This is a genomic window from Sandaracinobacter sp. T42 (genome assembly GCF_059115405.1).
The window spans coordinates 1499159-1525248 of the sequence record NZ_CM181101.1 but is presented as its reverse complement, the minus strand read 5'-3'; the positions used below and the strand labels follow the sequence as shown (position 1 = coordinate 1525248).

25 protein-coding genes are annotated in these 26090 nt (G+C 67.0%); 13 read left to right on the top strand and 12 right to left on the bottom strand.

Going from position 1 to position 26090, the window contains the following annotated elements:
- Position 1 precedes the first annotated feature (1 nt).
- The 4 genes from ACW9TV_RS07330 to ACW9TV_RS07315 all read right to left on the bottom strand — a co-directional run bounded on the left by ACW9TV_RS07330 (position 2) and on the right by ACW9TV_RS07315 (position 5533).
- The gene (locus ACW9TV_RS07330) at positions 2 to 2401 is read right to left on the bottom strand and encodes a CHASE2 domain-containing protein (RefSeq protein ID WP_494302850.1); all 2400 of its coding nucleotides are present in this window, start codon (positions 2399 to 2401) and stop codon (positions 2 to 4) included.
- A gap of 47 nt (positions 2402 to 2448) precedes the next feature.
- The gene (locus tag ACW9TV_RS07325; RefSeq protein WP_494302849.1) at positions 2449 to 4359 is read right to left on the bottom strand and encodes a FecR domain-containing protein; all 1911 of its coding nucleotides are present in this window, start codon (positions 4357 to 4359) and stop codon (positions 2449 to 2451) included.
- 5 nt (positions 4360 to 4364) lie between these two features.
- Positions 4365 to 5087, bottom strand: coding sequence for a response regulator transcription factor (locus ACW9TV_RS07320; RefSeq protein ID WP_494302848.1), 723 nt, complete (start codon positions 5085 to 5087; stop codon positions 4365 to 4367).
- Between the two features lie 116 nt (positions 5088 to 5203).
- Positions 5204 to 5533: a hypothetical protein gene (locus ACW9TV_RS07315; protein WP_494302847.1), complete on the bottom strand. Its 330-nt coding sequence runs from the start codon at positions 5531 to 5533 to the stop codon at positions 5204 to 5206.
- Positions 5534 to 5645: 112 nt separating this feature from the next.
- Here ACW9TV_RS07315 and ACW9TV_RS07310 point away from each other — a divergent pair, with 112 nt between their 5' ends.
- From ACW9TV_RS07310 to ACW9TV_RS07300, 3 genes are all read left to right on the top strand, one after another.
- A complete protein-coding gene (locus tag ACW9TV_RS07310) occupies positions 5646 to 5900 on the top strand; it encodes an SWIB/MDM2 domain-containing protein (RefSeq protein WP_494302846.1) in 255 nt (84 codons plus the stop codon).
- 220 nt (positions 5901 to 6120) lie between these two features.
- Positions 6121 to 7092 carry an acyltransferase family protein gene (locus ACW9TV_RS07305; protein WP_494302845.1) on the top strand — a complete coding sequence of 324 codons (972 nt, stop codon included), beginning with the start codon at positions 6121 to 6123 and terminating at the stop codon, positions 7090 to 7092.
- A gap of 99 nt (positions 7093 to 7191) precedes the next feature.
- The gene (locus ACW9TV_RS07300) at positions 7192 to 8166 is read left to right on the top strand and encodes an acyltransferase family protein (RefSeq protein WP_494302844.1); all 975 of its coding nucleotides are present in this window, start codon (positions 7192 to 7194) and stop codon (positions 8164 to 8166) included.
- Here ACW9TV_RS07300 and ACW9TV_RS07295 read toward each other — a convergent pair.
- Genes ACW9TV_RS07295 through ACW9TV_RS07275 form a run of 5 tightly spaced genes read right to left on the bottom strand, consistent with a single transcriptional unit; the run spans position 8144 to position 12923 of the window.
- Positions 8144 to 9259 carry an NAD(P)/FAD-dependent oxidoreductase gene (locus tag ACW9TV_RS07295; RefSeq protein WP_494305057.1) on the bottom strand — a complete coding sequence of 372 codons (1116 nt, stop codon included), beginning with the start codon at positions 9257 to 9259 and terminating at the stop codon, positions 8144 to 8146. The two genes, ACW9TV_RS07300 and ACW9TV_RS07295, sit on opposite strands and share 23 nt — an antisense overlap.
- A 5-nt stretch (positions 9260 to 9264) precedes the next feature.
- A complete protein-coding gene (locus ACW9TV_RS07290; protein WP_494302843.1) occupies positions 9265 to 9972 on the bottom strand; it encodes a methyltransferase domain-containing protein in 708 nt (235 codons plus the stop codon).
- A gap of 15 nt (positions 9973 to 9987) precedes the next feature.
- A complete protein-coding gene (locus tag ACW9TV_RS07285) occupies positions 9988 to 11064 on the bottom strand; it encodes a type III polyketide synthase (RefSeq protein ID WP_494302842.1) in 1077 nt (358 codons plus the stop codon).
- Between the two features lie 57 nt (positions 11065 to 11121).
- Positions 11122 to 12012 carry a tyrosine-type recombinase/integrase gene (locus ACW9TV_RS07280; RefSeq protein ID WP_494302841.1) on the bottom strand — a complete coding sequence of 297 codons (891 nt, stop codon included), beginning with the start codon at positions 12010 to 12012 and terminating at the stop codon, positions 11122 to 11124.
- The gene (locus ACW9TV_RS07275; protein ID WP_494302840.1) at positions 12009 to 12923 is read right to left on the bottom strand and encodes an SMP-30/gluconolactonase/LRE family protein; all 915 of its coding nucleotides are present in this window, start codon (positions 12921 to 12923) and stop codon (positions 12009 to 12011) included. Before ACW9TV_RS07275 ends, ACW9TV_RS07280 begins: the two co-directional genes overlap by 4 nt.
- Positions 12924 to 13046: 123 nt before the next feature.
- On the opposite strand from ACW9TV_RS07275, the gene ACW9TV_RS07270 reads away from it, so the two are divergent.
- From ACW9TV_RS07270 to ACW9TV_RS07230, 9 genes are all read left to right on the top strand, one after another.
- A complete protein-coding gene (locus ACW9TV_RS07270) occupies positions 13047 to 14492 on the top strand; it encodes a DNA recombination protein RmuC (protein ID WP_494302839.1) in 1446 nt (481 codons plus the stop codon).
- Positions 14493 to 14555: 63 nt separating this feature from the next.
- The gene (hisB, locus tag ACW9TV_RS07265; protein WP_494302838.1) at positions 14556 to 15146 is read left to right on the top strand and encodes an imidazoleglycerol-phosphate dehydratase HisB; all 591 of its coding nucleotides are present in this window, start codon (positions 14556 to 14558) and stop codon (positions 15144 to 15146) included.
- A gap of 3 nt (positions 15147 to 15149) precedes the next feature.
- A complete protein-coding gene (hisH, locus tag ACW9TV_RS07260) occupies positions 15150 to 15755 on the top strand; it encodes an imidazole glycerol phosphate synthase subunit HisH (RefSeq protein ID WP_494302837.1) in 606 nt (201 codons plus the stop codon).
- Positions 15755 to 16477, top strand: a complete 723-nt coding sequence (gene hisA, locus ACW9TV_RS07255; protein ID WP_494302836.1) for a 1-(5-phosphoribosyl)-5-[(5-phosphoribosylamino)methylideneamino]imidazole-4-carboxamide isomerase — start codon at positions 15755 to 15757, stop codon at positions 16475 to 16477. Before hisH ends, hisA begins: the two co-directional genes overlap by 1 nt.
- Positions 16474 to 17247, top strand: a complete 774-nt coding sequence (gene hisF / locus ACW9TV_RS07250) for an imidazole glycerol phosphate synthase subunit HisF (RefSeq protein WP_494302835.1) — start codon at positions 16474 to 16476, stop codon at positions 17245 to 17247. Before hisA ends, hisF begins: the two co-directional genes overlap by 4 nt.
- A gap of 7 nt (positions 17248 to 17254) precedes the next feature.
- Positions 17255 to 17575 carry a phosphoribosyl-ATP diphosphatase gene (locus tag ACW9TV_RS07245; protein WP_494302834.1) on the top strand — a complete coding sequence of 107 codons (321 nt, stop codon included), beginning with the start codon at positions 17255 to 17257 and terminating at the stop codon, positions 17573 to 17575.
- Positions 17572 to 17949: a histidine triad nucleotide-binding protein gene (locus tag ACW9TV_RS07240; RefSeq protein WP_494302833.1), complete on the top strand. Its 378-nt coding sequence runs from the start codon at positions 17572 to 17574 to the stop codon at positions 17947 to 17949. The genes ACW9TV_RS07245 and ACW9TV_RS07240 overlap by 4 nt, the downstream gene beginning before the upstream one ends.
- 142 nt (positions 17950 to 18091) lie before the next feature.
- Positions 18092 to 19552 carry an amino acid permease gene (locus tag ACW9TV_RS07235; RefSeq protein ID WP_494302832.1) on the top strand — a complete coding sequence of 487 codons (1461 nt, stop codon included), beginning with the start codon at positions 18092 to 18094 and terminating at the stop codon, positions 19550 to 19552.
- 297 nt (positions 19553 to 19849) lie between these two features.
- Positions 19850 to 21391, top strand: a complete 1542-nt coding sequence (locus tag ACW9TV_RS07230) for a DEAD/DEAH box helicase (protein WP_494302831.1) — start codon at positions 19850 to 19852, stop codon at positions 21389 to 21391.
- Positions 21392 to 21414: 23 nt separating this feature from the next.
- Here ACW9TV_RS07230 and ACW9TV_RS07225 read toward each other — a convergent pair whose 3' ends face one another.
- A complete protein-coding gene (locus ACW9TV_RS07225) occupies positions 21415 to 21990 on the bottom strand; it encodes a toll/interleukin-1 receptor domain-containing protein (RefSeq protein WP_494302830.1) in 576 nt (191 codons plus the stop codon).
- A gap of 93 nt (positions 21991 to 22083) precedes the next feature.
- Here ACW9TV_RS07225 and ACW9TV_RS07220 point away from each other — a divergent pair, with 93 nt between their 5' ends.
- Entirely contained in the window at positions 22084 to 22545 is a 462-nt protein-coding gene (locus ACW9TV_RS07220) for a hypothetical protein (RefSeq protein WP_494302829.1), read from the top strand.
- Positions 22546 to 22574: 29 nt separating this feature from the next.
- Here the strand turns inward: ACW9TV_RS07220 and ACW9TV_RS07215 are convergent, their stop codons facing one another.
- Complete coding sequence (locus ACW9TV_RS07215) at positions 22575 to 24680, bottom strand: TonB-dependent receptor (protein ID WP_494302828.1); 2106 nt, start codon at positions 24678 to 24680, stop codon at positions 22575 to 22577.
- Between the two features lie 303 nt (positions 24681 to 24983).
- Complete coding sequence (locus ACW9TV_RS07210) at positions 24984 to 26024, bottom strand: site-specific DNA-methyltransferase (RefSeq protein ID WP_494305056.1); 1041 nt, start codon at positions 26022 to 26024, stop codon at positions 24984 to 24986.
- Positions 26025 to 26090: the final 66 nt, after the last annotated feature.

Genomic DNA, 26090 nt, shown 5'->3' with positions numbered 1-26090 from the left:
TCTAGCGGGCCACGCGCGGCAGTTCGATCGCGAAAGTCGAGCCCCGACCTTCCTCAGAGGCCACGTCCACGCGGCCGCGATGCCGTTCCACGACCGCCTTCACGAAGGCAAGGCCAAGGCCAGCGCCCGGCGCGGATGCGGCGGGCGCCGCTCCTTCGGGCGGGGCCAGCCGGCGGAAGGGTTCGAACAGCTTGGACAGATCCTCCGCCGCGATTCCGCGCCCCTGATCCGCGATTTCGCAGCGGACGATGGCTGTCGTCACGCGCACGCGCGCTTCCACGCGGGTCCGCTCGTCGCTGTACTTGATGGCGTTGCCGATCAGGTTGGTGATGGCGCGGGTCAGCAGCGCCCGATCGCCCGTCACCATCGCCTCGTCCTCCGGCACGTCCGAGATTATGCGGATCCGCTTGGCATCGGCCAGCGGCCACAGGTCGTCCACGGCATCCAGCATCGCTTCCGAAAGGTTGAAGGTCTCCACCACGAAGCGGCCGCTTTCCGCACGGGCCAGATGCACGAAATCGTCGGCCAGGCTCAGCGTCTGGTGCGCATAACGTTCCAGACGGCGGGCCACTTCCGGCGGAACCTTGTGGCCTTCGGATTCCAGCACCGCCAGGATCGAGGCCTGCGGCGCGCGCATGTCGTGCGTCAGCAGCCGCAGCGCATCCTCGCGCTGGCGTTCGGATGCGCGCAGCTCGGTGATGTCGGCAAAGCGCGCGATCCAGCCCAGCGGCCGCTGGTTCGAATCGGTGAAGAAGGCCAGCCGGATCTCAAGGCTGGTGCCGTTGGCCAGCCGGGTTTCGTAGCCGCCCTCTTCCGGCACCGCCTGCGCGCGCATCGCCGCCAGCAGTTCCACCGCGCGCGGATCAGGCAGCCGCGGGTCGCTGTCGAAGCCCCGGAACAGCTCGGCCAGCGGCTTGCCCAGGATCGTGCCCGGAACCAGCTGCGCGAACAGCGCATCGGCCGCGTCGTTGGCGATCAGCACCTTGCCGTCCAGATCGGTCACCACGGCGGCGTCGGGCAGGCTGTCCAGCGATTGGGCGATGAACTGCCGGAGGTCGCGCACGTCGCGGATTGCTTCGTGCATCAGGACGATCTGCTTTTCCACCGGATCGCCCTGAACCGGTTCCCGCATGCGGGGAAGCACATCCGGCTCCGACCGCAGTTCGCGCAGTTCCGCGACCATGTAGCGGCTGGCGAGATCAAGCCGCCGCCAGCCCCAGAGGGGATAGATGAGGCCGATGGCGATCAGCGCCATGGCCGGGGGCAGCCACACCCGAAAGAGGGCGAGACCCAGCAGCGTCGTCAGGAAAATGCCGAAGCCAATGGCGACACCCAGCCAGAGGTTGATGCGCGGCCCCAGGAACAGCAGGCTCATCATCAGCGCCCACACCGGCAGCAGGGAATAGAGCAGCCACGCCCAGGGCGGCACGGGCCGGATCATCCGATCCGCCATCAGGCTGTCCACATAATTGGCGTGCAGTTCCACCCCTGCCATGGTTTCCAGCGTGCCCGACATGGGGGTTGAAAAGCGGTCGCCCATGCCTGCCGCCGTCGCGCCGACCAGCACGATGCGATCGCGCAGCAGATCGGCCGGCACCCGCCCGTTCAGCACATCGGCATAGCTGAGCTGGGCATAGGTGCCCGACGGGCCGGCGAAGGGGATCAGGTTGCGGGCGGGCGCATAGACGGGCGCTTCCGGTAGCGGGCGGGGCGCATCGAGCCGCGCCGTGTCCCCCTGCACCAGCGCCACAACCGCTTCCGACATGTGGAGGTCATGCCGCCCTTCACCGTCGGTCAGCAGGTCGATGCCGCGAACCACGCCATCCCGATCCGGGCGGGTGGTGACATGGCCGATTCCCCGCGCCGCGCCCGCCATGGGCTGGGCAGGCGGCACCCGCAGGGCCGGTGCGCCGTTCGGGCCGGGAACCTCGATATAGGAGGCAAGCAGGACGCGGCCGTTGCGCGTGATCGCATCTGCCAGCGCCCGGTCGGCGGCGGGGTTCGCCGGTTCCGGCACCAGCACGTCGAACCCCACGGCCGCCGCCCCCGCCGCGCCCAGTTGATCGATCAGCCGCGCATGCACATCGCGGCTCCAGGGCCAGCGCCCGATCTCGGCCAGGCTTGGATTGTCGATGGAAACGATCAGGATGCGCTGGCTGGCCGGCGGCGGATTCAGCCTGAGAACGAAGTCGTAGAAGAGATTGTCTGCGCGGACGGGCGGGGCGAGGAAGCTGATGGTGATGATCGCGATGGTCGCCGTGACGAGAACGCCCCACCATTCCACCAGCATCCGCCGGCTCTGGAAACTGAATTCGCCGGCATTCCCGGCCGGATCGCCGGGAACGAGCACCCGGCCTGACGGCCGGGCCGGAACCGGCATCGTGCGATCCAGCTTGTTCATCGACGGATGTCAGGGGGCAGGAGCAGCAGGCTCGACCCTCCCGGTGGTCAGGCCGCCGCCGAACGGCGGCGCCGCCGGATGGCAAGGCCGACAAGACCGAAGCCCGAAATCATCATCATCCATGCCGCCGGTTCCGGGATCATGCCCGGAGCGTTGCCGGACGGATCCGGCGTGTTTCCGGCGTTGCCGCCACCCGGCCCCACATTGACCGGCTTGTCCGGATTGCTTGCGGGCGGCGCCGGATCGGTGGGAATGATCACCGGCCCGTCATCGGGAAGTGTCGGCTCGACTGGTCCTCCGGGAATGCCGCCGGAACCGCCACCAGGACCAGCTCCGGCGCCGTTGCCCGCACCATTTCCGGGTTGTTCATTGCCGGAACCGCCGGAATTGCCGCCGGAGCCGTTTCCGTTGTCGCCGCCATTGTCGACAGGCGTTCCACCGCCGCTTCCGCCACCGGGCCCGCCCCCTCCGGCAGAGCCGCCACCGGAACCGCCGGATGAACCGCCGCCGCCACCGAAACCGCCACCGCCGAATCCGCCGCCACCGCCGAATCCGCCGCCGCTGCCCGATCCACCGCCGCCCGATCCGCCGCCGGAACCGTTCGAACCGCCGCCGATCGGAAGCACGGCGCCATAGACATCACCGCCGAAACTGGCGGGCAGGCCCGCTTCATCCAGCAGGATGATCGGTTCATCAGCAGGCAACAGCTGGCTGTCCGGGTCAGGCGCAGCGCCTTCGCCGGAACCGGCAAGGCCGCTGACCGATGCAAAGGTGGTGCTTCCCGCATCGCCTTCGAACCAGTCGAATTCATTGCCTTCGCGCGCGCCCAGCCCGGCCAGTTGCTCGCGGCGTTCTTCCGACGCGCGCTGCTCGGCCGGATCCGCCTGACCCGCCCAGCTGCGCTGGAAGCTGACAGGATCGGCGGGCATGCCTTCCAGACCGAAGGAGTCAACCGCAAAGGCGCGCACATGATACTGGCCGTTGGGAACATCCCTGAACACGGCTTCGGTGCCGTCGACTTCGATGCTGCCGACACGGTCTGTGAACTGCGCGTCGGTCGCGATCTCAACGGTGTAGCGCACGGCGCCCTGGACCGGCCTGATCCGGAACGTCACGGCTTCCGCGTCCTGCACCCGCTCGGGCGTGTCCACTGCGGGCGCTGGCAGCAGCCTGAACGCCTTCGTGGCGCCGGTGGATGTGGTGAGGTTCCCGAAACCGCCCCGTACCATCACATCCTCGATCCCGCCAACGCGCGAGACGGAGACCTTTCCTTCGGTCACGGCCGTCGCAGCCTTCAGCTCATCGGGCGTGTAGCTGACCTTGAACTGGGTGCCGCGAACTGCCGCCACCGCCACGGGCGTTGTGATCAGGAAACGCGAAGCGGGGTTCGCCATCGGCGTGACCCGCGCTTCAGACTTGCCCTGTTCCAGCGTGAAGCGGCGGTCGATCGAATCCGACATCGGCACCTGCCGAAGCCGGGCCAGCCGGATGCGGCTGGCGGATGGCAGCGAGACCTGGCTCTTGTCCGGCAGGGCGAGAGTCGCGAAGCCGTTCGGGCCCGTGATCAGCACATCGCCTTCGCCAAGGGCCATGCCCTTGGCGACGGGCAGCGCCCCGTCCTTGCGCAGCACCCGCACATCACCCCGGAAGGCGACCAGTTCGGCGGTGATCGGATTGGTCTTCAGCCAACTGGCGCGCAGGCGAAGAACGGTTCCGGCCGGAACATCTTCCGGATCCTTCACCTTGTTCAGCGCCATCATCCGGCGCCAGTCCTCGGGATTCACGAACCACTGGGCAGCGATCGACTTCAGCGTCTCGCCGTCCTTGGTCCGATAGGTGAGAATCTCGTCGGTCGCTTCCGTCTGCGCACGCTGACGCTGCTCCAGGCGAGCCCCGTTGGGCATCGCCGGCGCAGTGGCTGCCAGCAGCAGCAGGAAGGCGGGAACCGCGCGGCGCATGGCGCTTACGCCGCGTCTTCGATCGGTTCGGCGCCAACGGCGACGTTCGTCGGCTCCAGCCGGTAGCCATAGGAATAGACAGGCAGCACCCGATAGCCGTTCTCGGCCCTCAGGTTCAGCTTGGAACGGATGCGCGACACATGGGCGTCCAGAGTCCGCGTCTCGGCCTCGGGGCTCTGCCCCCAGATGCTTTCCAGCAGGTAGCTGCGCGAAAGCGGCCGGGACATGTTCTCGAACAGCATCATCGCCAGCGCCATTTCCTTGGCCGTCAGCTTCACCGGCTCGCCATGGACCGAAACGGTTTCCGTTGGCAGGTCGAAGCTGTAGGCGCCCCAGGTGGCGGCCATCTTCTGCGGCTTGTTCAGCTGGGCGCGGCGCAGCGCCGCATCCACCCGCGCCATGAACACCACCGTGTTCAGCGGCTTCACGATATAATCATCGGCGCCTGCGGCCAGGCCCTTCACGACATCCTCGTCGTCGGCGCGGCTGGTTATCATCAGGATGGGCAGGTTGGCGTGCTGACCCTGACGCACGGTTTCCAGAACCTCGATGCCGGACATGCCGGGCATGTTCCAGTCGACGATCAGCAGGTCGAACGTGTCCTGTCGTAGGCGGTTGATCAGCGTCCGACCCTGGTGGAAGACTTCACAGCCATGGCCGGCGTCGGCCAACAGCTTCGCCACCAGCTCGGTCTGAGCCTTGTCATCATCGAGTACCGCACAGCGCATGTTCGCGTTCCAGTCCTGACCCTATATTGTTCGTTCCGACCCCATTTCAACGCGTGCCGGTTTAACCACGGGAGCCGTTTACCACGGCCCCGCAAAGTTAACTGTAAACATCTGATTCACAATTCGCAACAGGTTGCAGTTTCAGTGCAATAACTCTCCGCAACCTGTGCCTTTCGCGCATCTTTTTTCACTCGAACGCCCCGATCTGGCCGGTGGGCCGATATCCGCGGCAGGATCGGCCCCGCCCGCGATTCGCCCGCATCGGCCGGAACCTCGCCGCTGTTGACGCCGGAATAACGGCGAAAACCGGCCACACCTGCTGCCGAAATCCCGCAAAATGCGCCCAAAGGCGGGGAAAGCGCCGTTTTGCCGTTTGACGGTGGGCAAAAGCGGTGGAAAGAGGGGCGCAGCAAGGGTCGCGCCGGCGCACATGCCCAGTCGATCATTGTACTTGACCCGGAGCGTCAACAATCCGGGTCGCAAGCCGATCACCCGGCCAGCCGCCCTGCCCCCGCAGGCCCGGCGGTCGTTACAGGGTACAAGGGAGAGGGACCGATAATGGCCGAAAAGAAACCGAACGCACTTCAGACCCCGCTGACCCCGTCTGCGGAACTCGCCGCGATCGTCGGCAGCGCCAAGCTCGCCCGTGGCGAAGTGGTCAAGAAGGTGTGGGACTATATCAAGGCCAATAACCTTCAGGATGCCAAGGACAAGCGCCGCATCAACGCCGATGCCAAGCTGAAGCCGATCTTCGGCGCCGACAGCGTGACGATGTTCGAAATGAACAAGCATCTGGCCAAGCACCTGTCGTAACAGCTGCTGCCCGAGGTATCGGGTCACAGGATTCGGGTCACCCGCAGGGCAGACCCTGACAGCGAAGGGGCAGGGAAGATTTCCCCGCCCCTTTTTGCTGGCCGTTTATTCGCAGGCCTGCGCCCCTGCATGACCTCTTCTGGCAGGGCAGCCTGCCAGCCTCTCCCACGGACGCGTCCGGGCACCTCCGGTTCCGCGTACCAGGGGCGCGGGGGCGCGGATGGACAGCACAAGACTGGTCTGGATGGATTTCGCGCGGGGGCTGTGCATCCTCCTCGTCATCCTGATGCACGCGACGGGCACGGTCGAAGCCGCGGGCCTGGAACCGCCCGCGGGCCTCACGCTCTTCAATCAGGCGCTCGAGCCATTCCGGATGCCGTTGCTGATGTTCCTGTCCGGCATGCTGCTGTCGAAATCCCTCGACAAGCCGCCGTACGAATATGTCCGCGGGAAGATCTTCCAGATCTACTGGCCCTATCTGCTCTGGAGCTATGCCGATCTCGCCACGCGGGGCCTGCTCGCAAGCGAGCTTGCGATCCAACTTCCGTGGCGGGCGCCGACCTACCTCTGGTATCTTTATTTCCTGTTCCTCTTCTATCTCGTCGCACTCGCGCTGCACCGCTTCCGGACGCCACTGCTGCCGGTGATCCTGCTGTGCCTTGCCCTGTCGCCGTTCGCGCCTTCCTTCCTGCGCCTCAGCCGGATGCTGTATCTCTTCCCCTTTTTCCTGCTCGGCCATCTCGCCGTTCTGCACCGTGACCGGCTGGCGGTCACGCTGGCGTCCCGCCGGCTGCTGCTGGCCTGCGCCCTGATGGCGGCGGCAGGGGCCATCCTCAGCGCGAACGGCTTTCGCGTGCGCTATTTCAGCCCCTATTTCTGCTCGCCGCTTGCCCTGATCCTGCTGATGCTGGCGGCCGCCCCACGGTTTTCGCCCGCGCCATGGAGCCGCCCCGTGGAATGGATCGGCCGGAACGGAATCGTCTTCTACACTGCCCATCTCGTCATCCAGCGGCTGATCGTCAATGCACTTCTGCAGGCCGGCTGGCGGGGTTTCTGGCCCCTGTTCCTCGGCGCATTCGCCATTTCGCTCGCCGGCCCGGCCTTGCTCCAGATGGGAAGGACGCGCCACCGCCTGCTGGGGCTGCCCTTCGATCTGGGCGTGGCGCTGCCGGCACGGCGAAGCCCGGCCTGACAGCTGAGGCGACTTGCCCTCCGCACCGGGGTTGACCAGTTCCGGTGAAGCCTGCCAGCCTGACCGGCGACGTCGGTGTTGCGACAGGGGGTACGGGGCATGCGGAGCGAAAGGGTCGTCTGGATGGATGGCGTGCGCGGCACGTTCATCCTGTTCGTGATGATCTGGCACGGAACGGTCGTCGCCAACTGGACCGGGGCGCCGACACCAGCCTGGTTCGAGGGCTTCAATGCGGCGCTGGCGCCGGTTCGGATTCCCGTCCTCGTCTTCCTCTCAGGCATGCTGCTCGGCCGGTCATTCGAAAAGCCTGCCGGCCCCTTTGTTTTCGGCAAGTTCGCCCTGCTCTTCTGGCCTTGCCTGATCTGGAGCTGGCTCTATCTGTTCGTGCGTGGAACCTATGCACCCGAACGGCTCGTCAGCACGATCTGGCTGCCGGAAACCTATCTCTGGTATCTGCACACCTTGTTTCTTTTCTATCTGGCCGTCCTGCCGATCCGGCGCCTGAGGATCTCCTTTCCCGCGGCAGCCCTTTTCGGCTTCGTTCTGTCCGCCGCCTTCGACTGGCATGCCTACATCGATCGGGCCCTGTTCCTCTTTCCGTTCTTCCTGATGGGGCATGAAACGATCGAGCGTGGCTGGCACCGCACGATACCGTCATGGCTCGTCGTCCTCGGCGCCGGGGCAACAGTCGCCGGGGGCTGGCTGGCGATCTCGGGGCACCTTGTCCGTTATCAGCCGGCCTATGCGTGGATTCCCGCCGGATTTCTGCTGGTCCTGATCCACTTCGCGCCCCGAATTCCCGCGCAACTCTGGCCGGCGCCAGTCGTCTCAATCGGGGCGAACTCGATCATCTATTATGTCTCGCACATGGCAGCACAGCTCGCCGCCACGCACGGCCTGAAGCTGCTCGGTGTCACCGGATTCTGGCCGATGTTCGCGATTCCATTCCTTGTCGCGCTGGCGGTCGCGGCCGGTCTGCAGAAACTGCGTACGCGCCACTGGCTGGCCGCATTGCCGTTCGACCTGCGGGCCGCCCTGCCCGACCGGAAAACTAAACCGCCCGCGCCCGCCTGACGGCGCGCGGCGACAACCGCGTCAGCCGCGCGCCTGCCCGCACAAGAAAGGGCATTACCGAGAGGGCAGTCGTGGCGCCGTCCTGCCAGGGGGCGTCGGTCGCCAGACGCTGCAGCCAGGCCGCCCGGCGAATGGCCCCGGCTGCATCCCGGCCCAGCGCCCGGTAATAGCTGCCGGGATCATTGCCTGTCAGCAGGGCCGCAGTCGCCAGACGGGCGGAATGAAGCGCCAGGCTCATGCCGTCTCCGGTAAAGCTGGGGATCACCGCTGCCTGGTCCCCCAGCCGCCACATCGGCTCCGACCCGGAAGGGCGGTGCAGATAGCCATAGGGCACTCCGGAGATCGCCAGTGGCCGGTCCAGCAGCGGCACCGCACCTGCCAGCCGCTGCCCCAGATGCGGGACTTCGGCCGACAGATCGGCGAGCAGGGCCGTGAACGCCCCGCCGCAGGCCTTCCACCGCTCCGGCGAGACAAGGAAGCAGAGGTTGGCGGCATCCCGCTCCACCAGTTGCAATCCCGCATAGCCGCCCCGGAACAGGATCAGTTCCACATGGCCCGCCAGCGCCGCGCGTTCGGCCGGCGCCAGCCGCAGATAGGCCTTGAACCCCAGCTGCCCATTCAGGGTACCAGCCCCGTCGCGCACGGCCCCGCGCAGATTGCTCTTGCCGGTTGCCAGCAGCAGGCTGTCCGGTTTCAGGACTCCATGGCCGGCCAAGACCTCCCCGCCCGGCCGCAGTTCCCGCGCCGTCACGCCCCGCTGCACGTCCGCGCCGGCCGCCGCCGCCATATCCAGCAGCGCGGCGTCCAGCACCCGCCGCGTAACGGATCGCGCCGTGAACCCCAGCCGCGTCTCGATGGTACGGCGGGCGGTCACCAGACGAAGCCGGTCGATTTCCACCGCCCCCAGCGTCGAAACGTCCAGCCCCAGATCGCTCAGAAAGGCCTGCGCCTCCCAGCTCAGGAACTCACCGCAGATCTTGTGGTGCGGCAGACGTTCCTTTTCCCAAAGGGTCACGGGCCGCCCGGCCCGTGCCAGCCAGATGGCTGCCGCCGAACCCGCCAGCCCGCCCCCCACCACAAGGGCGCCCTCCATCCGCTTCACTTGATCCGCCCCACGCACAACCGGAACAGCGGATGCCAGCGGATCTCCGCCGCAAGCCCGGCCTCCGCCAGCAGGGCGCGCCATTCGTCGGCCACGAACGCCCGCCGCACCGAAAGCGCGCCGTCATGCCGCACGCAGGGGTGCCAGCGCATCGCCCCGGCCAGCGCCGAAAAGCCGCCCCAGGCGAACCAGTGCCGGTGCAGATCGTTGACGAACCAGCCGTGCGACGCCGTCCGCTCCTGCCAGCGCAGCAGCTTCACCACATCCGGCGTGGGCAGATGGTGGGCGAACAGCGCGCTGACGATGGCGTGCGGCGGCTCGGCGGGCTGCCAGTCGAACAGGTCGCCCAGATGCCAGTCGATCGCCATCTCCGGCGGCGTGCGCGCCTCGGCCAGGGCCCGGCATCGCGGGTTCATGTCCACACCTGTCAGCTTCGGCCGCAACCCCCGCCTTTCCGCCCAGCGATGGATCCGCCGCAGCATCCCGCCCTGCCCATAACCCAGATCGGCCACCCGCAGTTCGCTGCCCGGCGACCAGTCCGCCGTCAGCCGATCCAGAAAGGCCAGCGTCGGCGGGGCGGCGCGGGTCAAGCCGTTCACCACTTCCAGGTCGTCCAGAATCGCCGCGAACTGGTCCAGGGGGTAGTCCCGCACGTCCATCCATTCGGGCTCGTCCGCCCGCTGCGCGAAATCCGGCCAGGACATCCTGCGGTCTGGCGCCTACAGCCTGGTGAAGGTGAAGGTCTCGCAGGCCAGCCCCGGCCCGAAGGCCATGGCGAGCCCCCGGCCCGGCGCCGCGCCGGCCAGGATGCGCTGAAGCACGAACATCAGCGTCGCGCTGCTCATGTTGCCGAAGTCGCGCAGCACGCCGCGGCTCCAGTCCAGCCGGTCCTTCGCCAGCCCCAGCCCGGTCTCAACCGCATCCAGGATCGCCTTGCCGCCCGCGTGCACCGCATAGATGTCGAAGCTGTCCGGCTGCGCACCCCGCAGAACGCCGTCGGCCGCATTTCGGCTGCGCTCGTCCGCCATTGCCTTCTGGATGCGCTGCGGAACCTGGCCGGAAAGATGCATGTCGAAGCCGGTGTCGCCGATGTCCCAGGTAATCAGGCCGTCACTCTCGGGCAGCGCGAAGCTCAGGAAATCGTGCAGCGCCACGCCTTCCGCATCAGCCGTCACCAGCGCGGCCGCGCAGCCATCGCCGAACAGCAGCATCGACAGCAGCTTCTCCACATCCAGCGTGTCCTGGAAGTGCAGCGTGCACAGTTCCATCGTCACCACCAGCACCCGCGCCTCCGGCTGCGAGCGCACGATATGATGCGCCAGCCGAAGCGAATTCACCGCCGCATAGCAGCCCATATAGCCGACGACCGTGCGCTCCACCCCCGGGTCCAGACCCAGCCGCCGCACCAGGATCTGGTCCAGCCCCGGCGCCATGAACCCCGTGCAGCTGGCCACCACCAGATGCGTGATGCGGGAAAGATCGGTTTCAAGCCCGCGGATCGCCTGCTCGCCAAGCCCCGGGGCCACATCCGCATAGCGCGCCATCCGGCGGCTGGTGGCCGGGAAGGCGCCCGGCGCGTAGAAGCCCTCGCGGTCGGCCATGAAGCCGTCCGGGTTCTGCACCGGCTCGAAGCTGGAAAAGCGTCGCTCGATCCCGGATCGCCCCGCCATGCGCCGGAACAGCGCCGCTTCGCGCCGACCTTCCAGCAGGCTTCCCACAAAGGTTTCGAAAGCCGCGTGCACATCGTGCGGGGGCACCGCAGTCGAAATGCGGTTCACATGAGCAGTCGCCGACATCCTTGGCATGGTCGCACAGCCTGTCCGCCGCGTCGAGGCAATAAGCCGCGATCCGTTTCAATCATCCGCCAGGGGGTGCAGCCCCCTCACCGTCGCAACCAGCCGGGCACTGTCCACATGAGTATAGCGCTCGGTCGTGGAAATGTCGGCATGGCCAAGCAGGGTCTGCAATGCACGCAGATCCGCGCCGTTCTGCAGCATGTGGGTGGCAAAGGCATGGCGCAGCACATGCGGGCTGATCCTGTCCGGCGAAATCCCGGCGCGAGCGGCCAGCGCCTTCACCAACTGATACAGCCGGATCCGCGACAGGTGCGCCTTGCCCGAGGGGAACAGCCACCGGCTTTCCTTCGGCACCAGCTGCAACTGCGCCGCCACCGCGCGCAACGCCGCCGGAGACAGCGGAACCATCCGTTCCTTGTCACCTTTGCCGCGCACGATTGCGAAGGGCTGCGGCGGCCGGATGGCGTTGCGCGGCAGCGCAACCAGCTCGGTCGCGCGCAGGCCGGATCCATACAGCAGCTCGATCAGCGCCTTCAGCCGCACAAGCTGCGGGCCCGGCCTCTCGGCCAGATCCGCGTCCAAAGTCTGGAACAGCCGGTCCACCTCCTCGACGGAGAGCGTCCGGGGCAGCGGCCGCCCGGCCTTCACCCCCGCGATCAGCAGCGCCGGATTGTCGGGCCGGATATCCTCCGCCACGAGAAAGGCGAAGAAACGCCTGAGCGCGGACCGTTTGCGCGACAGGCTGGCCGGGGCGAGATCGCCCCAGCCCGCGAACAGCCGTTCCAGATCGGACGGGGCCGCCCCGGACAGCCGGCCGGAGAGGTCCTGGGATGCGCCCTCAAGGTCACGCCCATAGGCGAGCAGCGTGTTCTTCGCAGCGCCCCGCTCGCTCGCCAGCATGTCGAGGAACAGGGTGATGGCGCGCGTGTCGGAAAGGGGCTCAGTCACGCATTGTAGTTTAGCCGCAATCCCGGCTCGTCCCAACGGGCGAGCGCCAGCTTTCCAGTGGTCGACAGGGTGACGGCCGCATCCTTCATGTCCGCGCCGCCGAAGGCGATGTTGGTCGTCAGCAGATCCGGGAATGCGTGATAGACGACCTCGCCCGTAGCGGGATCCGCCACGCCGATTCCGGGCCGGTCCAGCAGCGTCGCCTGCGCGATCTTGCCCGATGCCAGGATTGCAAGCGAATCGAGCAGGATGCGCCCCGGAAAATCGGCGACCAGCCGGCCCGGAACAGCCGCCAGCGGCGAGGGCGCCACCTCCCCCGGACCGGTGACGTCGAAGGCCAGGATATAGCAGCGGCTGCAGACGGCCGCATAAACGGTCTTCCCGTCCGGCGAGAGGCCGATGCCGTTGAAATCCGGGCCATAGACGGCGCGCTTCAGCGACCGTCCGTCGGGCGTTCCATAATAGATGCCGCCATGATCGCTGTGATGATCGAAATGCTTGCCGAGGTCGGTAAACCAGAAGCCCCCCTGGGCATCGAACACGATGTCGTTCGGGCCCGACAGGCTGAACCCCTCGAAGCTGTCATACAGGCGCTCGACCTTGCCGGTCGCGATGTCGATGCGTTCGATGCGGCCCGTCGTATAGTCCTCAGCGGCGTTGCCGGGAATCAGCATCCCGTCGATCTCCGCCCATTTGAAGCCGCCGTTGTTGCACACATAAAGCGCGCCATCCGGCCCGATGGCGGCCCCGTTCGGCCCGCCGCCCGGCTTGGCGATCGTCTGCTTCGTGCCGTCGCGCCGCACGCGGGTGATTTCCCCCTTCGCGATCTCCACCAGGATCACGGACCCGTCGTCCATGAACACCGGGCCTTCCGGAAACGCCAGGCCGTCTGCCAGAATCTCGAAATCCATTCCCTCTCCCCTTATGCTTGTTGACGCCATGCTTCCACGTGCCCCCGTCCGGCACAATCGGGCATTAGAAATAGCGTGACTTCGCAAATCATGTTCGCTTAATGTTCCAGAATGGCGCCCGAAATGATCACAGCTCTACTCGTTCTCGTCAGCCTTCTGGCGGCCCTTGCCGCCGGCTGGCTGATCTGGGGGAAGCCGCTTTCGGCCGCCCGCTCCGAAGTGTCGGAACGTCGGGAAGCCCTGGGGCGCGCGGTGGCGGAAGTGGCTGCGTGGAAGGCACAGGCCGAGGAAGCCAAGCCTTACATGGGCAAGGCGGCGGAACTGCGGGCTGCGCTGTCAGCGGCGGAATCGAGCATGACAGAGCGGGAGCGCGCCCACGAAGCCGCCCTGATCGAGCGGGACCGGGTGCAGGCCGAGGCCCTGGCGGAGCGCGACAGGGTCCATGCCCGGCAGCTGGAGGAGATGCGCGGGGAATTCCAGCGCCTCGCCGCCGAAGCCCTGGAACGAGCGCAGAAGCAATTCCTTGTCCAGTCCGAGGAAACGCTGAAGTTCCACCGGGCCGAAGCCGCCAAGGGCCTGACCGACAGTCGCGAGGCGCTGGCCGGGCTCGTCACCCCGATCCGGGAAACGCTGAACCGCTATGGCGAGGAACTGAAGACACTCGAGCAGAAGCGCGAGCAGGCCTATGGCTCGCTCAGCGAACAGTTGCAGTCCGTGGCGCTCGGGCAGCAGGCGGTCAAGGCAGAGGCCGGCAAGATCGTGGCGGCGCTGCGCTCCTCCTCCAGGGCATCCGGTGCCTGGGGCGAGGCGCAGTTGCGCAACGTGCTGGACATGGCGGGCCTGCGCGAGGGAATCGACTTCGAACTTCAGGCCAGCACCACCGATGCCGAAGGCCAGCGCCGCCGCCCGGATGCCGTGCTGAAGCTGCCCGGCGGCCGCGAACTGGTGGTGGACAGCAAATGTTCGCTGGCCGACTATCTGTTGGCCTCTGAAGCGGAATCGGATTCAGACCGGCAGGCCGCGCTCAAGCGCCATGCGCTGAGTGTCCGCAGCCATGCCAAGGGCTTGAGCGAAAAGGCCTACTGGAAGGAATTCGCGGCCTCGGCCGATTTCGTGGTGATGTTCCTGCCGGGCGAGAATTTCCTCTCGGCCGCGCTGGAGCAGGACCTGGATCTGCTGGGCTGGGCGCTGGACCAGCGCATCCTGCTCGCCGGGCCGACCAATCTTCTGGCGATTGCCCGCGTCGTCGCAATGGTGTGGCGACAGGAGAAGATGGCCGAGGAAGCGCGTGCCATCGGCGAACTGGGTGCGGAGCTCTATGCCAGCCTTGCCACCATGACGGAACATGTTGGCCGGGTCGGCCGCAACCTGGGCGAGGCGACCAGCGCCTACAATGATTTCATCGCCTCGCTGGAAACACGCGTGCTCACCAAGGCCCGCCGCTTCCCGGATATGGGGGTGGAAAAGGGCAAGAAGCCCATTCCGGAACTTGCGCCGGTGGAAAAGTCGCTGCGGCTGGTGCAGGCCCCGGAACTGAAGCGTCAGGATGGCGACGCAGCCGCCGAATAGCGCCGGAGGTTGAACCCCCGGCTTCGGCTGCTATAGCCGCAGGCCTCGAAAGGGCCGCCACTGATGCGCATCGCAACTGTCTCCCGCAAGACGTCCGAAACCGACGTCACCGTCTCCGTCAACCTCGACGGAACCGGCCAGCGCGACATCTCCACCGGCGTGGGCTTCTATGATCACATGCTGGATCAACTGGCCCGCCATGGCCTGTTCGACCTTCAGGTGAAGACTGTCGGCGATCTGCACATCGATGCCCATCACACGGTCGAGGATACGGCGATCGCGCTGGGTGAAGCGTTCCGCAAGGCGCTGGGCGATCGCGCGGGGATCACCCGCTACGGCCACGCGCTCATCCCGATGGACGAGGTGCTTGCCCGCGTCGCCATCGACATCTCGGGCCGTCCCTTCCTGGTCTGGAAGGCCGCCTTCACGCAGAGCCGCCTGGGCGAAATGGATACCGAGCTGGTCTGGCACGTCTTCCACAGCTTCGCGCAGGCAGCCGGAATCACCGTCCACGCCGAACTCCTCCACGGCCAGAACAACCACCATATCGCCGAAGGGCTGTTCAAGGCGCTGGCGCGCGCCCTGCGCCAGGCGGTGGAAATCGATCCCCGCCAGCCGGGCGCCATCCCCTCCACCAAAGGCACGCTCGTCTAGGTCATGGCCGTTGCCCTGATCGATTATGGCGCCGGCAACCTCCGCTCGGCGGCGAAGGCGCTGGAAGCGGCCGGCGCTTCCGACGTGCTTGTCACGGCTGATCCGGCCGCCGTTCTTACGGCCGACCGCATCGTGCTGCCCGGCGTCGGCGCCTTCGGGGCCTGCGCCGCATCCCTCCGGGCGATCCCCGGCATGGAAGAGGCTCTGAACGAAGCCGTCCGCCGCCGGGCCCGGCCGTTCCTGGGCATCTGCGTGGGCATGCAGCTGATGGCGTCCGAAGGCCATGAATTCGGCGTTCACAGGGGCCTCGGCTGGATTCCCGGCAGCGTCCGCCGCATGACACCGAAGGATCTGAAGATCCCGCAGATCGGCTGGAACGAAGTGCAGCCCGCGTCCCACGGGCTGGTGCAGGCGGGCTGGGCCTATTTCGTGCACAGCTATGCGATGCGACCCGCCGATCCGTCGCATGTTTCCGCCACCGCCAGCTATGGCGAAGCGATCACCGCTGCCGTCCAGCACGAAACCATGCTGGGCACGCAGTTCCACCCTGAAAAGAGCCAGAGCTACGGCTTGTCCCTGCTCGCCAGCTGGCTCAACTGGAAACCCTGATGTCCTTCACAATCTATCCCGCGATCGACCTGAAGGATGGAAAGGTCGTGCGCCTGGCCGAAGGTGACATGGCGCGGGCCACCGTCTATGCGCAGGATCCCGCCGCCCAGGCCCTCGTCTTTGCCGAAGCCGGGGCGAAATGGCTCCATGTGGTCGATCTGGACGGCGCCTTTGCCGGCGAAGCCCGCAATGCCGCCGCCGTGGAAGCCATTCTGTCTGTGACGTCCGCCCATGTGCAGGTCGGTGGCGGGATCCGCACCCTCGCCGCCATCGACCGCTGGTTCGGGCTGGGTGTCGCCCGCGTCATCATCGGCACCGCCGCGCTCAGCGATCCGGGGCTTGTCCGCACCGCTGCGCGCGATCATCCCGGCAAGATCGTCGTCGCGGTCGATGCTCGCGACGGCTTCGTCGCAACGCATGGCTGGGCCGATGTTTCCGACGTGCCCGTGGCTGACATGGGCCGCCGCTTCGAGGATGCCGGCGTCGCTGCCCTGCTGTTCACCGATGTCGGCCGGGACGGCCTGCTGAAGGGCGTGAACATCGAAGCGACCGCAGAACTGGCGCTGGCCGTGAAGCTTCCCGTGATCGCCTCCGGCGGCCTTGCCGACATCCGTGAGATCCGGGCCCTGCGCCTGAAGCGCGGCATTTCGGGCGTGATCGCGGGGCGCTCGCTCTACGATGGGCGGATCGATCTGGCCGCGGCACTGGACGCAGCCGCATGAACGCAACCGTCCGTGTCATCCCCTGCCTGGATGTCGCCAACGGTCGGGTCGTGAAGGGCGTGAACTTCGTGGGGCTGCGCGATGCGGGCGATCCGGTCGAGGCCGCCGCCCGCTATGACGCCGAAGGCGCCGACGAACTGGTGTTCCTGGACATAACCGCCTCCCACGAGGATCGTTCGATCCTGCTGGATATCGTGGCCGAAACCGCCACCCACTGCTTCATGCCCGTCACCGTGGGCGGCGGCGTGCGCACGGCAGAGGATGTCCGCGCGCTGCTGAAGGCCGGTGCCGACAAGGTGTCGGTCAACTCCGCCGCTGTCGCCCGCCCCGAACTGGTGGGCGAACTGGCACGCCAGTTCGGCGAACAGTGCATCACAGTCGCCATCGACGCGAAGTCGGTTTCACCGGGCCACTGGGAAATCTTCACCCATGGCGGCCGGCGCGCGACGGGGATCGACGCCATTGCCTTCGCCCGGCAGGTCGCATCCCTGGGCGCCGGCGAAATCCTGCTGACGTCGATGGACCGCGACGGAACGCGATCCGGCTATGATCTGGATCTGCTGCGGGCAGTATCGGCGGCCGTGCCGGTGCCGGTCATCGCCTCGGGCGGGGTCGGGGGGCTGGGCGATCTCGTCGCCGGGGTCACGCAGGGACATGCGTCCGCGGTGCTGGCGGCCAGCCTGTTCCATTTCGGGGAGGCGAGCATCGCCGATGCGAAGCGCGCCCTGATGCGGGCCGGGGTTGCGGTGCGCCCGCCGGCGGGCGAATGAGGCGGGCATGACCATGATACTGGAACGGCTGGAAGCGACGATCGCCGCCCGCGCGAAAGAGGGCAAGGCGGACAAAAGCTATGTGGCGAAGCAGCTGGCGAAGGGCCCGCTGAAGATCGCGCAGAAACTGGGCGAGGAAGCGGTGGAAACCGTGATCGCGGCCCTTGCGGAAGATGATGCGGCCCTTGTGGGCGAGGCAGCCGACCTGCTGTTTCATCTGCTGATCCTGCTGAACCAGCGCGGCATCCCCCTGGCCGACGTGCTGGCGGAACTGGAGCGGCGGGAAGGACGATCCGGCATCGAGGAAAAGGCTGGGAGACTGACATGAGCGTGAAGAACGGGGCGCCTTATGACGATGGCAACATCTTCGCCCGCATCCTGCGCGGGGAAATCCCGGCGAAGCCAGTGTTCGAGAATGAGCATGCCTTCGCCTTCCACGACATCAACCCGCAGGCGCCGGTTCATGTGCTGGTGATCCCCAAGGGGGCCTATGTGTCTCTGGCGGATTTTTCCGCGAACGCGCCCGATGCCCTTCAGGCCGGATTCTGGCGGGCCGTCGGCGAAGTGGCGCGACAGCTCGGGCTGGAGGAGCCGGGCTACAGGATCCTCGCCAATGCCGGCGTCGACAGCCACCAGGAAGTGCCGCATCTGCATGTGCATATCTTCGGCGGCCGGCCGCTCGGGCCGATGCTGATGCGCTGAGTGACGCGGCGGCCCGCTGGCCGCCGCATCCTCGCTTGACGGCGGGCCTCGGCCGCACCACGGTCTGGCCCATGCATGGGTTACCTCGGGGGAGGAAACCCGGGGGGCAAAGCCCCCCATCCACAGGGTTCAGGAGAACAGCATGATATTCTGGCGCGTGAAGCCACTGGACGAAATACTCGCAACCGCCGAACGAAAGGCGCTGACGCGCACGCTTGGCGCCTTTCAACTGACGATGCTGGGCATCGGCGCGATCATCGGCACCGGCATCTTCGTGCTGACCGCGGAGGCCGCCACCAAGGCGGGGCCGGCGATGATGATCAGCTTCGTGATCGCGGCCGTGGTCTGCGGACTTGCGGCACTCTGCTATGCCGAAATGGCCTCGATGGTGCCCGTCTCGGGCTCGGCCTACACCTACAGCTACGGGACACTCGGCGAGCTGGTCGCCTGGATCGTCGGCTGGGCGCTGGTGCTGGAATATGCAATCGCGGCCTCTGCCGTGTCGGTGGGCTGGTCAGGCTATATGGTCCGGCTTGTGGAAGAACTGTTCAACGTGTCGGTGCCGACCACCTTCACCAACGGGCCGTTCGACAAGACGCCGGGCCTCATCAACCTGCCGGCAATGCTGATCGGGCTTGTGTGCATGGGCCTGCTGATCGTCGGCACCAAGGAAAGCGCGCGCTTCAACACCTTCCTGGTGTTCATCAAGGTGGCGGCGCTGGCGCTGTTCATCGCGCTGGCGATCCCGGCCATCGACTCCGCCAACTTTCAGCCCTTTGCGCCCAACGGCTTCTTCGCACGGAACGTGATCGACCCGATCAGCGGCAACATGGTGACGGTCGGCGTGGCGGCGGCGGCGGCCTCGATCTTCTTCGCCTATGTCGGTTTCGATGCCGTCTCGACAGCTGCCGAAGAAACCATCAACCCGCAGCGCAACATCCCGATCGGGCTGATCGGAAGCCTGGCCATCTGCACCGTCATCTACCTGCTGGTCGCCGCCGGCGGGATCGGCGCCGTCGGCGCGCAGCCGACCGGCGAACTGGCTTCGTCGAAGGAAGCGCTGGCCTATGTGCTGCGTGAGATCGGCCATGGCTGGGCCGGCGACCTCGTCGCGATCGCGGCCGGTATCGCCCTGCCCTCGGTGATCCTGATGATGATGTTCGGCCAGACCCGCATCTTCTTCACCATGAGCCGCGACGGCCTGCTGCCGGGAATGTTCTCGAAGCTGCACCCCAAATATGGCACGCCGCATGTGGTGACGATCTGCACCGGCCTGTTCGTCGCCGTGTTCGCCGCCCTGTTCCCGGTCGGCGCGCTGGCGGATATCTCGAACTCCGGCACGCTGTTCGCCTTCGCGCTGGTCGCGATCGGCGTGATGGTGCTGCGGCGCACGCAGCCCCAGCGGGAACGGCACTTCCGCACCCCCGCCGTCTGGCTGGTGGCCCCTCTGGCGGCTGCGGGCTGCATCTTCCTGTTCACCCAGCTCTCCGGCTACACCGAACTGATGTTCCTCGGCTGGAGCGTGATCGGGCTCATCGTCTACCGGCTCTATGGCTATCGCCGGAGCCATCTGGGCAACCCGCACCTCGCACCCGCCGAGTAATCGGCCCGGGCCAGGATTGGGGCGGCGCTCTCCAGGGGCGCCGCCCTTTTCCTTGTGCGTCTTGATTGTTCGGGCATGCTGCCATATATGCCGCAGCGCAGCGATGGCCTCCGCCTGAACTTTCAGGCGTGCGAGGAGCCCAGTCGCCGGGGCGCGTGATCGCATCGGATCCGTCCGAACCGACCCCGGGTTTGCCGCTGCAATCCTGAACGACATTCCTGCCACGCGGGATGTCTGACCGGCTCAAGCGCAGCTTCTTCCGGAAGCTGTGCGCGGGTCAGACCTGAAAGACGAGAATTGACCACATTCGAAAGCCTGGGCCTTGCCCAGCCGCTCCTCGTTGCCCTGTCAGAAGAGGGCTATGAAACGCCCACCCCCATCCAGAAGCAGGCGATTCCGCCCGCGATGGAAGGGCGTGATCTGCTGGGTATCGCACAGACGGGCACCGGCAAGACGGCGGCCTTCGCGCTGCCCATCCTGAACTACATCATCAACAATCCCGCCCCGCGCAAGAAGATGGCGCCGCGCGTGCTGGTGCTTGCCCCCACGCGCGAACTGGCGACGCAGATCGCGGACAGCTTCCGCGCCTACGCCCGCTTCCTGAAGCTGACGGTTCTGACCGTGTTCGGCGGCGTGCCGATCCCGCGTCAGGAAAAGCAGATCTTCTCCGGCGCGGACGTGCTGGTCGCGACGCCGGGCCGCCTGCTCGACCTGGTGGACCGCCGCTCGCTGCTGCTGGACCAGGTGGAAGTTCTGGTGCTGGACGAAGCCGACCAGATGCTGGATCTCGGCTTCATCCACGCCCTGAAGCGCATCGCCCAGATCCTGCCGCGCCAGCGGCAGAGCCTGTTCTTCTCCGCCACGATGCCGGCTTCCATCGCCGACCTTGCCGGCCGTTATCTGGTGAACCCGGTGAAGGTGGAGGTGACGCCTGTCGCCACCACGGCGGAAAAGGTCCGGCAATATGTGACCTTCCTGAACCAGGCGGAAAAGCAGGCGCTGCTGACACTGACGCTGCGCCAGCCCGAATTCGCCAAATGCCTGGTGTTCACCCGCACCAAGCATGGCGCGGACCGCGTGGTGCGTCACCTGGCGGGCGCGGGTATCCGTTCGGCCGCGATCCACGGCAACAAGAGCCAGCCGCAACGCGAACGCGCGCTGGACGCCTTCAAGCGCGGCGAGATCGGCGTTCTGGTGGCGACCGACATCGCCGCGCGCGGCATCGACATCGACGCCGTTTCGCACGTGATCAACTTCGAACTGCCGAACGTTCCGGAACAATATGTCCACCGCATCGGCCGCACCGCCCGCGCAGGCCTTGACGGCATCGCCGTCAGCTTCTGCGCGCCGGATGAGAAGCCCTATCTGAAGGACATCGAGAAGCTGACCCGCCAGAAGGTGGACGTGCTGCCCCTGCCGGACAATTTCCTGAAGGAAGCTGCGAAGCTGCCCAAGCCCATGCCGGTCGCCAAGGGGCAGGAGCATGAGGATCATGCCCGGTCCGGCGAAGTCGGCACCCATCGCAACGCCCCGCGCCGCTTCGGCGACAGGCCGGGTGGCGGGCGCCGCAGCGGAGCGCGGCCGCATTCCCATGACGGTGGCGGGCGGCCGCATGCGCATGAAGGCGGCGGGCGGCCGCAGGGCCATGGTGGCGGCAGAAGGCCGCAGACGGCAGGCAGCGAAGATCAGGCCGCACATGCGCATCCCGGTACAGCACGCGGCGAACGCCACCCGGGTGGTGCGCGCGACGCGCGCAAACCGGGCGGCGGACGCCCCGGCGGAAACCGTCGCCATCGTGGCGGCGGTGGCGGTGGCCCCCGGGCGCAATCACAGGGCTGATTCAGCCTTTTTCCGGGGAATGGTCAGCCGTTCCTGGCCATTCCCCAGAAGATCAGCGCCCAGACCATTCCGAACAGGGCCCAGGCGAACGGAACCCATACGGGCCTCTGTTCGCCCGTTGCCTTTCCGCGCCGTTGCCGGCCGGGCTCCGATCGCGGATGGCTGCCGGGCTCCTGCACCGGCAAGCCGCGGATCCGCGCGACGGCACGGCCGATCGACTCGATCTCCCGCGGTGAATCGCCCGCATCCAGATCGATTGCCTGGATCTGGCGGAAGCCGAGCGGTGGGACCGTTTCATCGAACCGCACCGGGATCAGGCATCCTCTGTCGCGGCCGTGCATCGCTTCGTCCAGAACCCAGCCGGATTTCACCGAGGCTTCGGACCACAGCACGATCACGGCATCCGCCGCATTCAGTTCGCGCTCGATCTCGGCCGCGAAATGATGGCCGCCTTCCAGCGCGCCATCCCACCAGACGGCGAACCCCGCCTTCTCCAGCGCCAGAGCCAGGCGTTCCGCCGCAGGCTGGTCAGCACGGGCATAGGAAAGAAACAGCCGGATGGGCGGCTGGCCGGCTGACGGGGCTTTGATCGATCCCATGCGCTCAGGCTATCAAGCCGCGGCGCCTGTCGGCAATCCCTTCGCCTTCCATTCCGTCTGGCGCAGCGGCGTGCAGGGGCCTATGGGCGGACCATGCGCATTCCGATCCTCGCCGCCTTGTCCGCAGCCTTGCTCGCTGCCACCGTTCCGGCACAGGCCCGGTCCCAATGGGCCGTTGTCACCGGTGAAGGCACGGCCGCGCTGGTCTTCGGCAAGCCCGAAACCGCCAACGCCTTCCGGATGGACTGCTCCGCCAGCGGAACCAGCCTGTCCACCTGGACCCGGCGCCTGCCGCGCAATGTCACGGAAGGGGAATTCCCCACCCGCCTCAGCGTGTTCCAGGGCAATCGCGAAATCCTGATCGGCTCGACAGGGCGAGTCCTGCCGTCTGGCGGCGCCCGCATCGACGGCCTGCTGGATAACGCCCCCGCCTTCCTGGACGGCATCAGTCGCAGCAGCCGCTTCGTGGTCGTCAGCTTCGCCGGCCGCGCCACGGCGCCCGCACCCGCCGCAGACACGCTCCTCCAGTTCCGCAACGCCTGCCCCAAGGGCTGACATCGGGGCGCGGCCGCAGCGCGCGCGCCCTAGAAACTGATGCGCGCCGTCAGCCGGAAATCCCGGCCCGGCAGCGGGGCATAATCCTTCAGGAAGCTGGCGTGGCGTCGGGCCTCCACGTCGAAGACATTGTTGACCGAAGCGATCAGCGACGTCGGGCTTGCATCGCCGAACGGACGCCAGCTGGCGGACAGGTTCACCAGCGTGAAGGCCGGCGTCACGGACTCGTTCGCAGCCAAACGGTCGGCGCGGGTCACATGCTCGGCCTCCAGCCGGCCGCCGAAGCGACCGCCATTGGCTTCCACGCCACCGATCAGGCGCAGCGGCGGGATGCGCGGCACCGGGCCGCCGCCGCCCAGGATGTCGGCGCGCACGAAATCGGCCATTCCGGTCAGGTCGATGTCGGTCTCTCCGAAGCTCGCGACCGTCACCGAGCCTTCGGCTTCCATCCCCCAATAGCGGGCGCCCGCCTGCGTATAGGCGTAGACCGGCAGTTCGTCCGCCTCTTCACCCGTTGGGTTCAGATAAATGAAATTCTCGAAGCGGTTGAAGAAGCCAGACAGTTCGAACCGCCAACCATCGCCGCGGCCGCGCAGAACCGCCTCCACGCCGATGCTGCGTTCCTTGGCCAGATCGGGATTGCCGATCTCGTAGCTGCGGGTTGCGGCATGCGGGCCGTTGGAGAACAGTTCCTCGGCGGCCGGTGCGCGCTCGGTATAGGCGATGCTCGCCGCCAGCCGCAGCCCTTCAGCCAACGGCACCGATCCCCCGACGGAGCCTGAGAAGGCATCGAAGCTGCGCGCCACACCGAGCGGCGCAGAGCGGACATCACTGTGTTCGAACCGGCCGCCCATTTCGATGTTCACGCGGCCCAGCTCGAAATTCTGCACCGTGAACAGGCCCAGCTGATCTGTCAGGTTCAGCGGAACCACCGCCTCCTCGCCGACAGCCTCGAACCGCCGCGTCATGAACTGGATACCGGAGGCACCCTTCCAGCCGCCCCGTTCGCGCTGGACCAGTTCGGCCCGGGCCTCCAGCGAATTGTTGAAGAAGCTGGTGCCGATCTCGCCCGTGCTTTCCACTTCGTCATGCCGGTAATCCGCCCAGCCGAAGCGGAAATTCAGGGTCTCGAAGGCCCCGGACATGGGCACTTCCGCCCGCGCGTCCAGGCGGGTCTGTCGCATGTCCAGCCGAACCTCGTCGTGCGAATGGCCGTGATCGTCACCGTCGTCGGCATGGTCGTCATGATCGTCGTCATGGCCATGGTCGTGTGAAAGCGTCAGCGTGCCCGGGACGCCATAATTACTCGCCATACGGGACAGAGAGACACCCATGCTGCCGCCGTCATTTCCGATCCAGGAAAGACCGCCGGCAATTTCCCAGCTGCGCGCGTCCGTATTGGCGACACGCCCGCGCGCCTGCGCCTCCTGCGCGACCTCGCCGCCTTCATGCGCGGCTTCCTCGCGGAGCGCACCGGAGAAGATGTAGCCGCCCACGCGATAGTCGCCCGTTTTCAGATAACTGCCGTCGGCATGGGCAACCAGGCCCGTCCGTCCAAGTGGCACGTCGATGGAGGCCGCCGCGCTGCGTTCCTTCGCTGCGCTCGCCAGCGTGCCCATCGCTTCCACATGGGCCCATTCCGCCGGGATTTCGCGTGCGATGCGCCGGTCCGTCACGTTCACGACACCGCCGATCGCGCCCGATCCATAGAGCAGCGCGGCAGGCCCGCGCACCACTTCCACCCGGTCCGCCAGCAAGGGGTTGATGGCCACCGCATGGTCTGCCGACGCATTGGAAACATCGAAGCTGCCGATGCCGTCCGTCAGGATGCGCACCCGTTCCGCATCGAAGCCGCGCAGGATCGGCCGGGAGGCGTTGGGCCCGAAGAAGCTCGCGGAGACCCCGGGCTGCCTTGCAAGCGTTTCGCCGATGGAACCGCGGATGTTCCGCGACAGAGCCTCCCCCTCCAGCACACCCACCGCTGTCGGCAGGGCGAAGCGGTCGCGGGCAAAGGCCGCCGTGACGATGATGTCGGCGCCGACCGGATCATGGATGTCCTGGGCCGTATCCTCTGCGCTGACAGGGGCGGAAACCAGGGCACAGGACAGCAGAAGGCGGGCGGTAAGGCGGCGCATGGCGACTCCGGCAGATTGGATTTGCCGAACTGCTATATGTTACAACATATCAATGCAAGACACATGCGCCTCTTGTGCCCTGTGGACAGCGCCGTTCACCGCCCGGCCCCGGATCGCCGGGGGTGAGGCCCCGGCTGAAGGCCGGGCGGTGAAGCGGCAGGTCGGGCCATCCGGCAGTCGGAAGGTGCCGGCGCCGGGGGTTCAGCCCCCGAACTGTCGTCACGGCGGGTGAGAAGCCCAGCCGCGCGCCCATGATTTATGCGACCCGCCGGGGCACAGGGCCCCGGCTGAACTTGCGTCCGGTTATGCCCCGGCTCGTGCCCGATAAGCCTCCCGCATCTGGTCAAGCGGAACCAGGCGAGAAGCGGTTTCCACATGCCAGAAGGTCCAGCCGTTGCAGCTTGGCAGGCCCTGAACGGCGGCACCCAGCTGGTGGATGGAACCCGCCCTGCCCTTCTGCAGGCCGCCTTCCAGCGCCAGCGAGCCATCCGCACGCACCCGCGCCCGGTGCCGGCGTTGCCGGTCGGTCAGCGTCGCGCCGGGGCTGAGCAGGCCGGTTTCCACCAGCTGGCCGAAGGCAACGCGCGGTGCGGTGCGGCTCTCCCCGGTGATCACCCGGTCCTCGGCGGGCAGCGGCGTGACGGCCGCGATCCGCGCTTCGGCCACCCGGGCATATTTCTGTTCGCGCTCGATCCCGATCCAGTGCCGGCCCAGCCGCCTGGCGACGGCGCCCGTCGTGCCGGAGCCGAAGAAGGGGTCCAGCACCAGGTCGCCTTCATTGGACGTCGCCAGCAGGATGCGATGCAGCAGCGCCTCGGGCTTCTGTGTGGGGTGCGCCTTCACGCCATCCACCTTCACCCGTTCCGAGCCGGAACAGATGGGCAGCACCCAGTCCGACCGCATCTGCAGATCCTCGTTCAGCGCCTTCATCGCCTTGTAGTTGAAGGTCGGACGCGCGCGCGGGCTCTTGGAGGCCCAGATCAGCGTTTCATGGGCGTTGGTGAAGCGCGTGCCCTTGAAGTTCGGCATCGGGTTCGCCTTGCGCCACACGATGTCGTTCAGCACCCAGAAGCCCAGATCCTGCAGGATCGCGCCCACACGGAAGATGTTGTGATAGGTGCCGATCACCCACAGCCCGGCGTTGGGCTTCATCACCCGGTGCGCGGCCGACAGCCAGTCGCGGGTGAAGCGGTCATAATCGGCGAAGCTGCCGAACTTGTCCCAGGCGTCTGTCACGGCATCCACATGGCTGCCGTCCGGCCGGGTCAGATCGCCGCCCAGCTGCAGATTGTAGGGCGGATCGGCGAAGATCAGGTCCACCGATTCTTCCGGCAGACGCGCCATCTCCGCGATGCTGTCCCCAAGGATGATCTGATCGCGAACCACTGAAACCCCTCTCGAACCATTTAC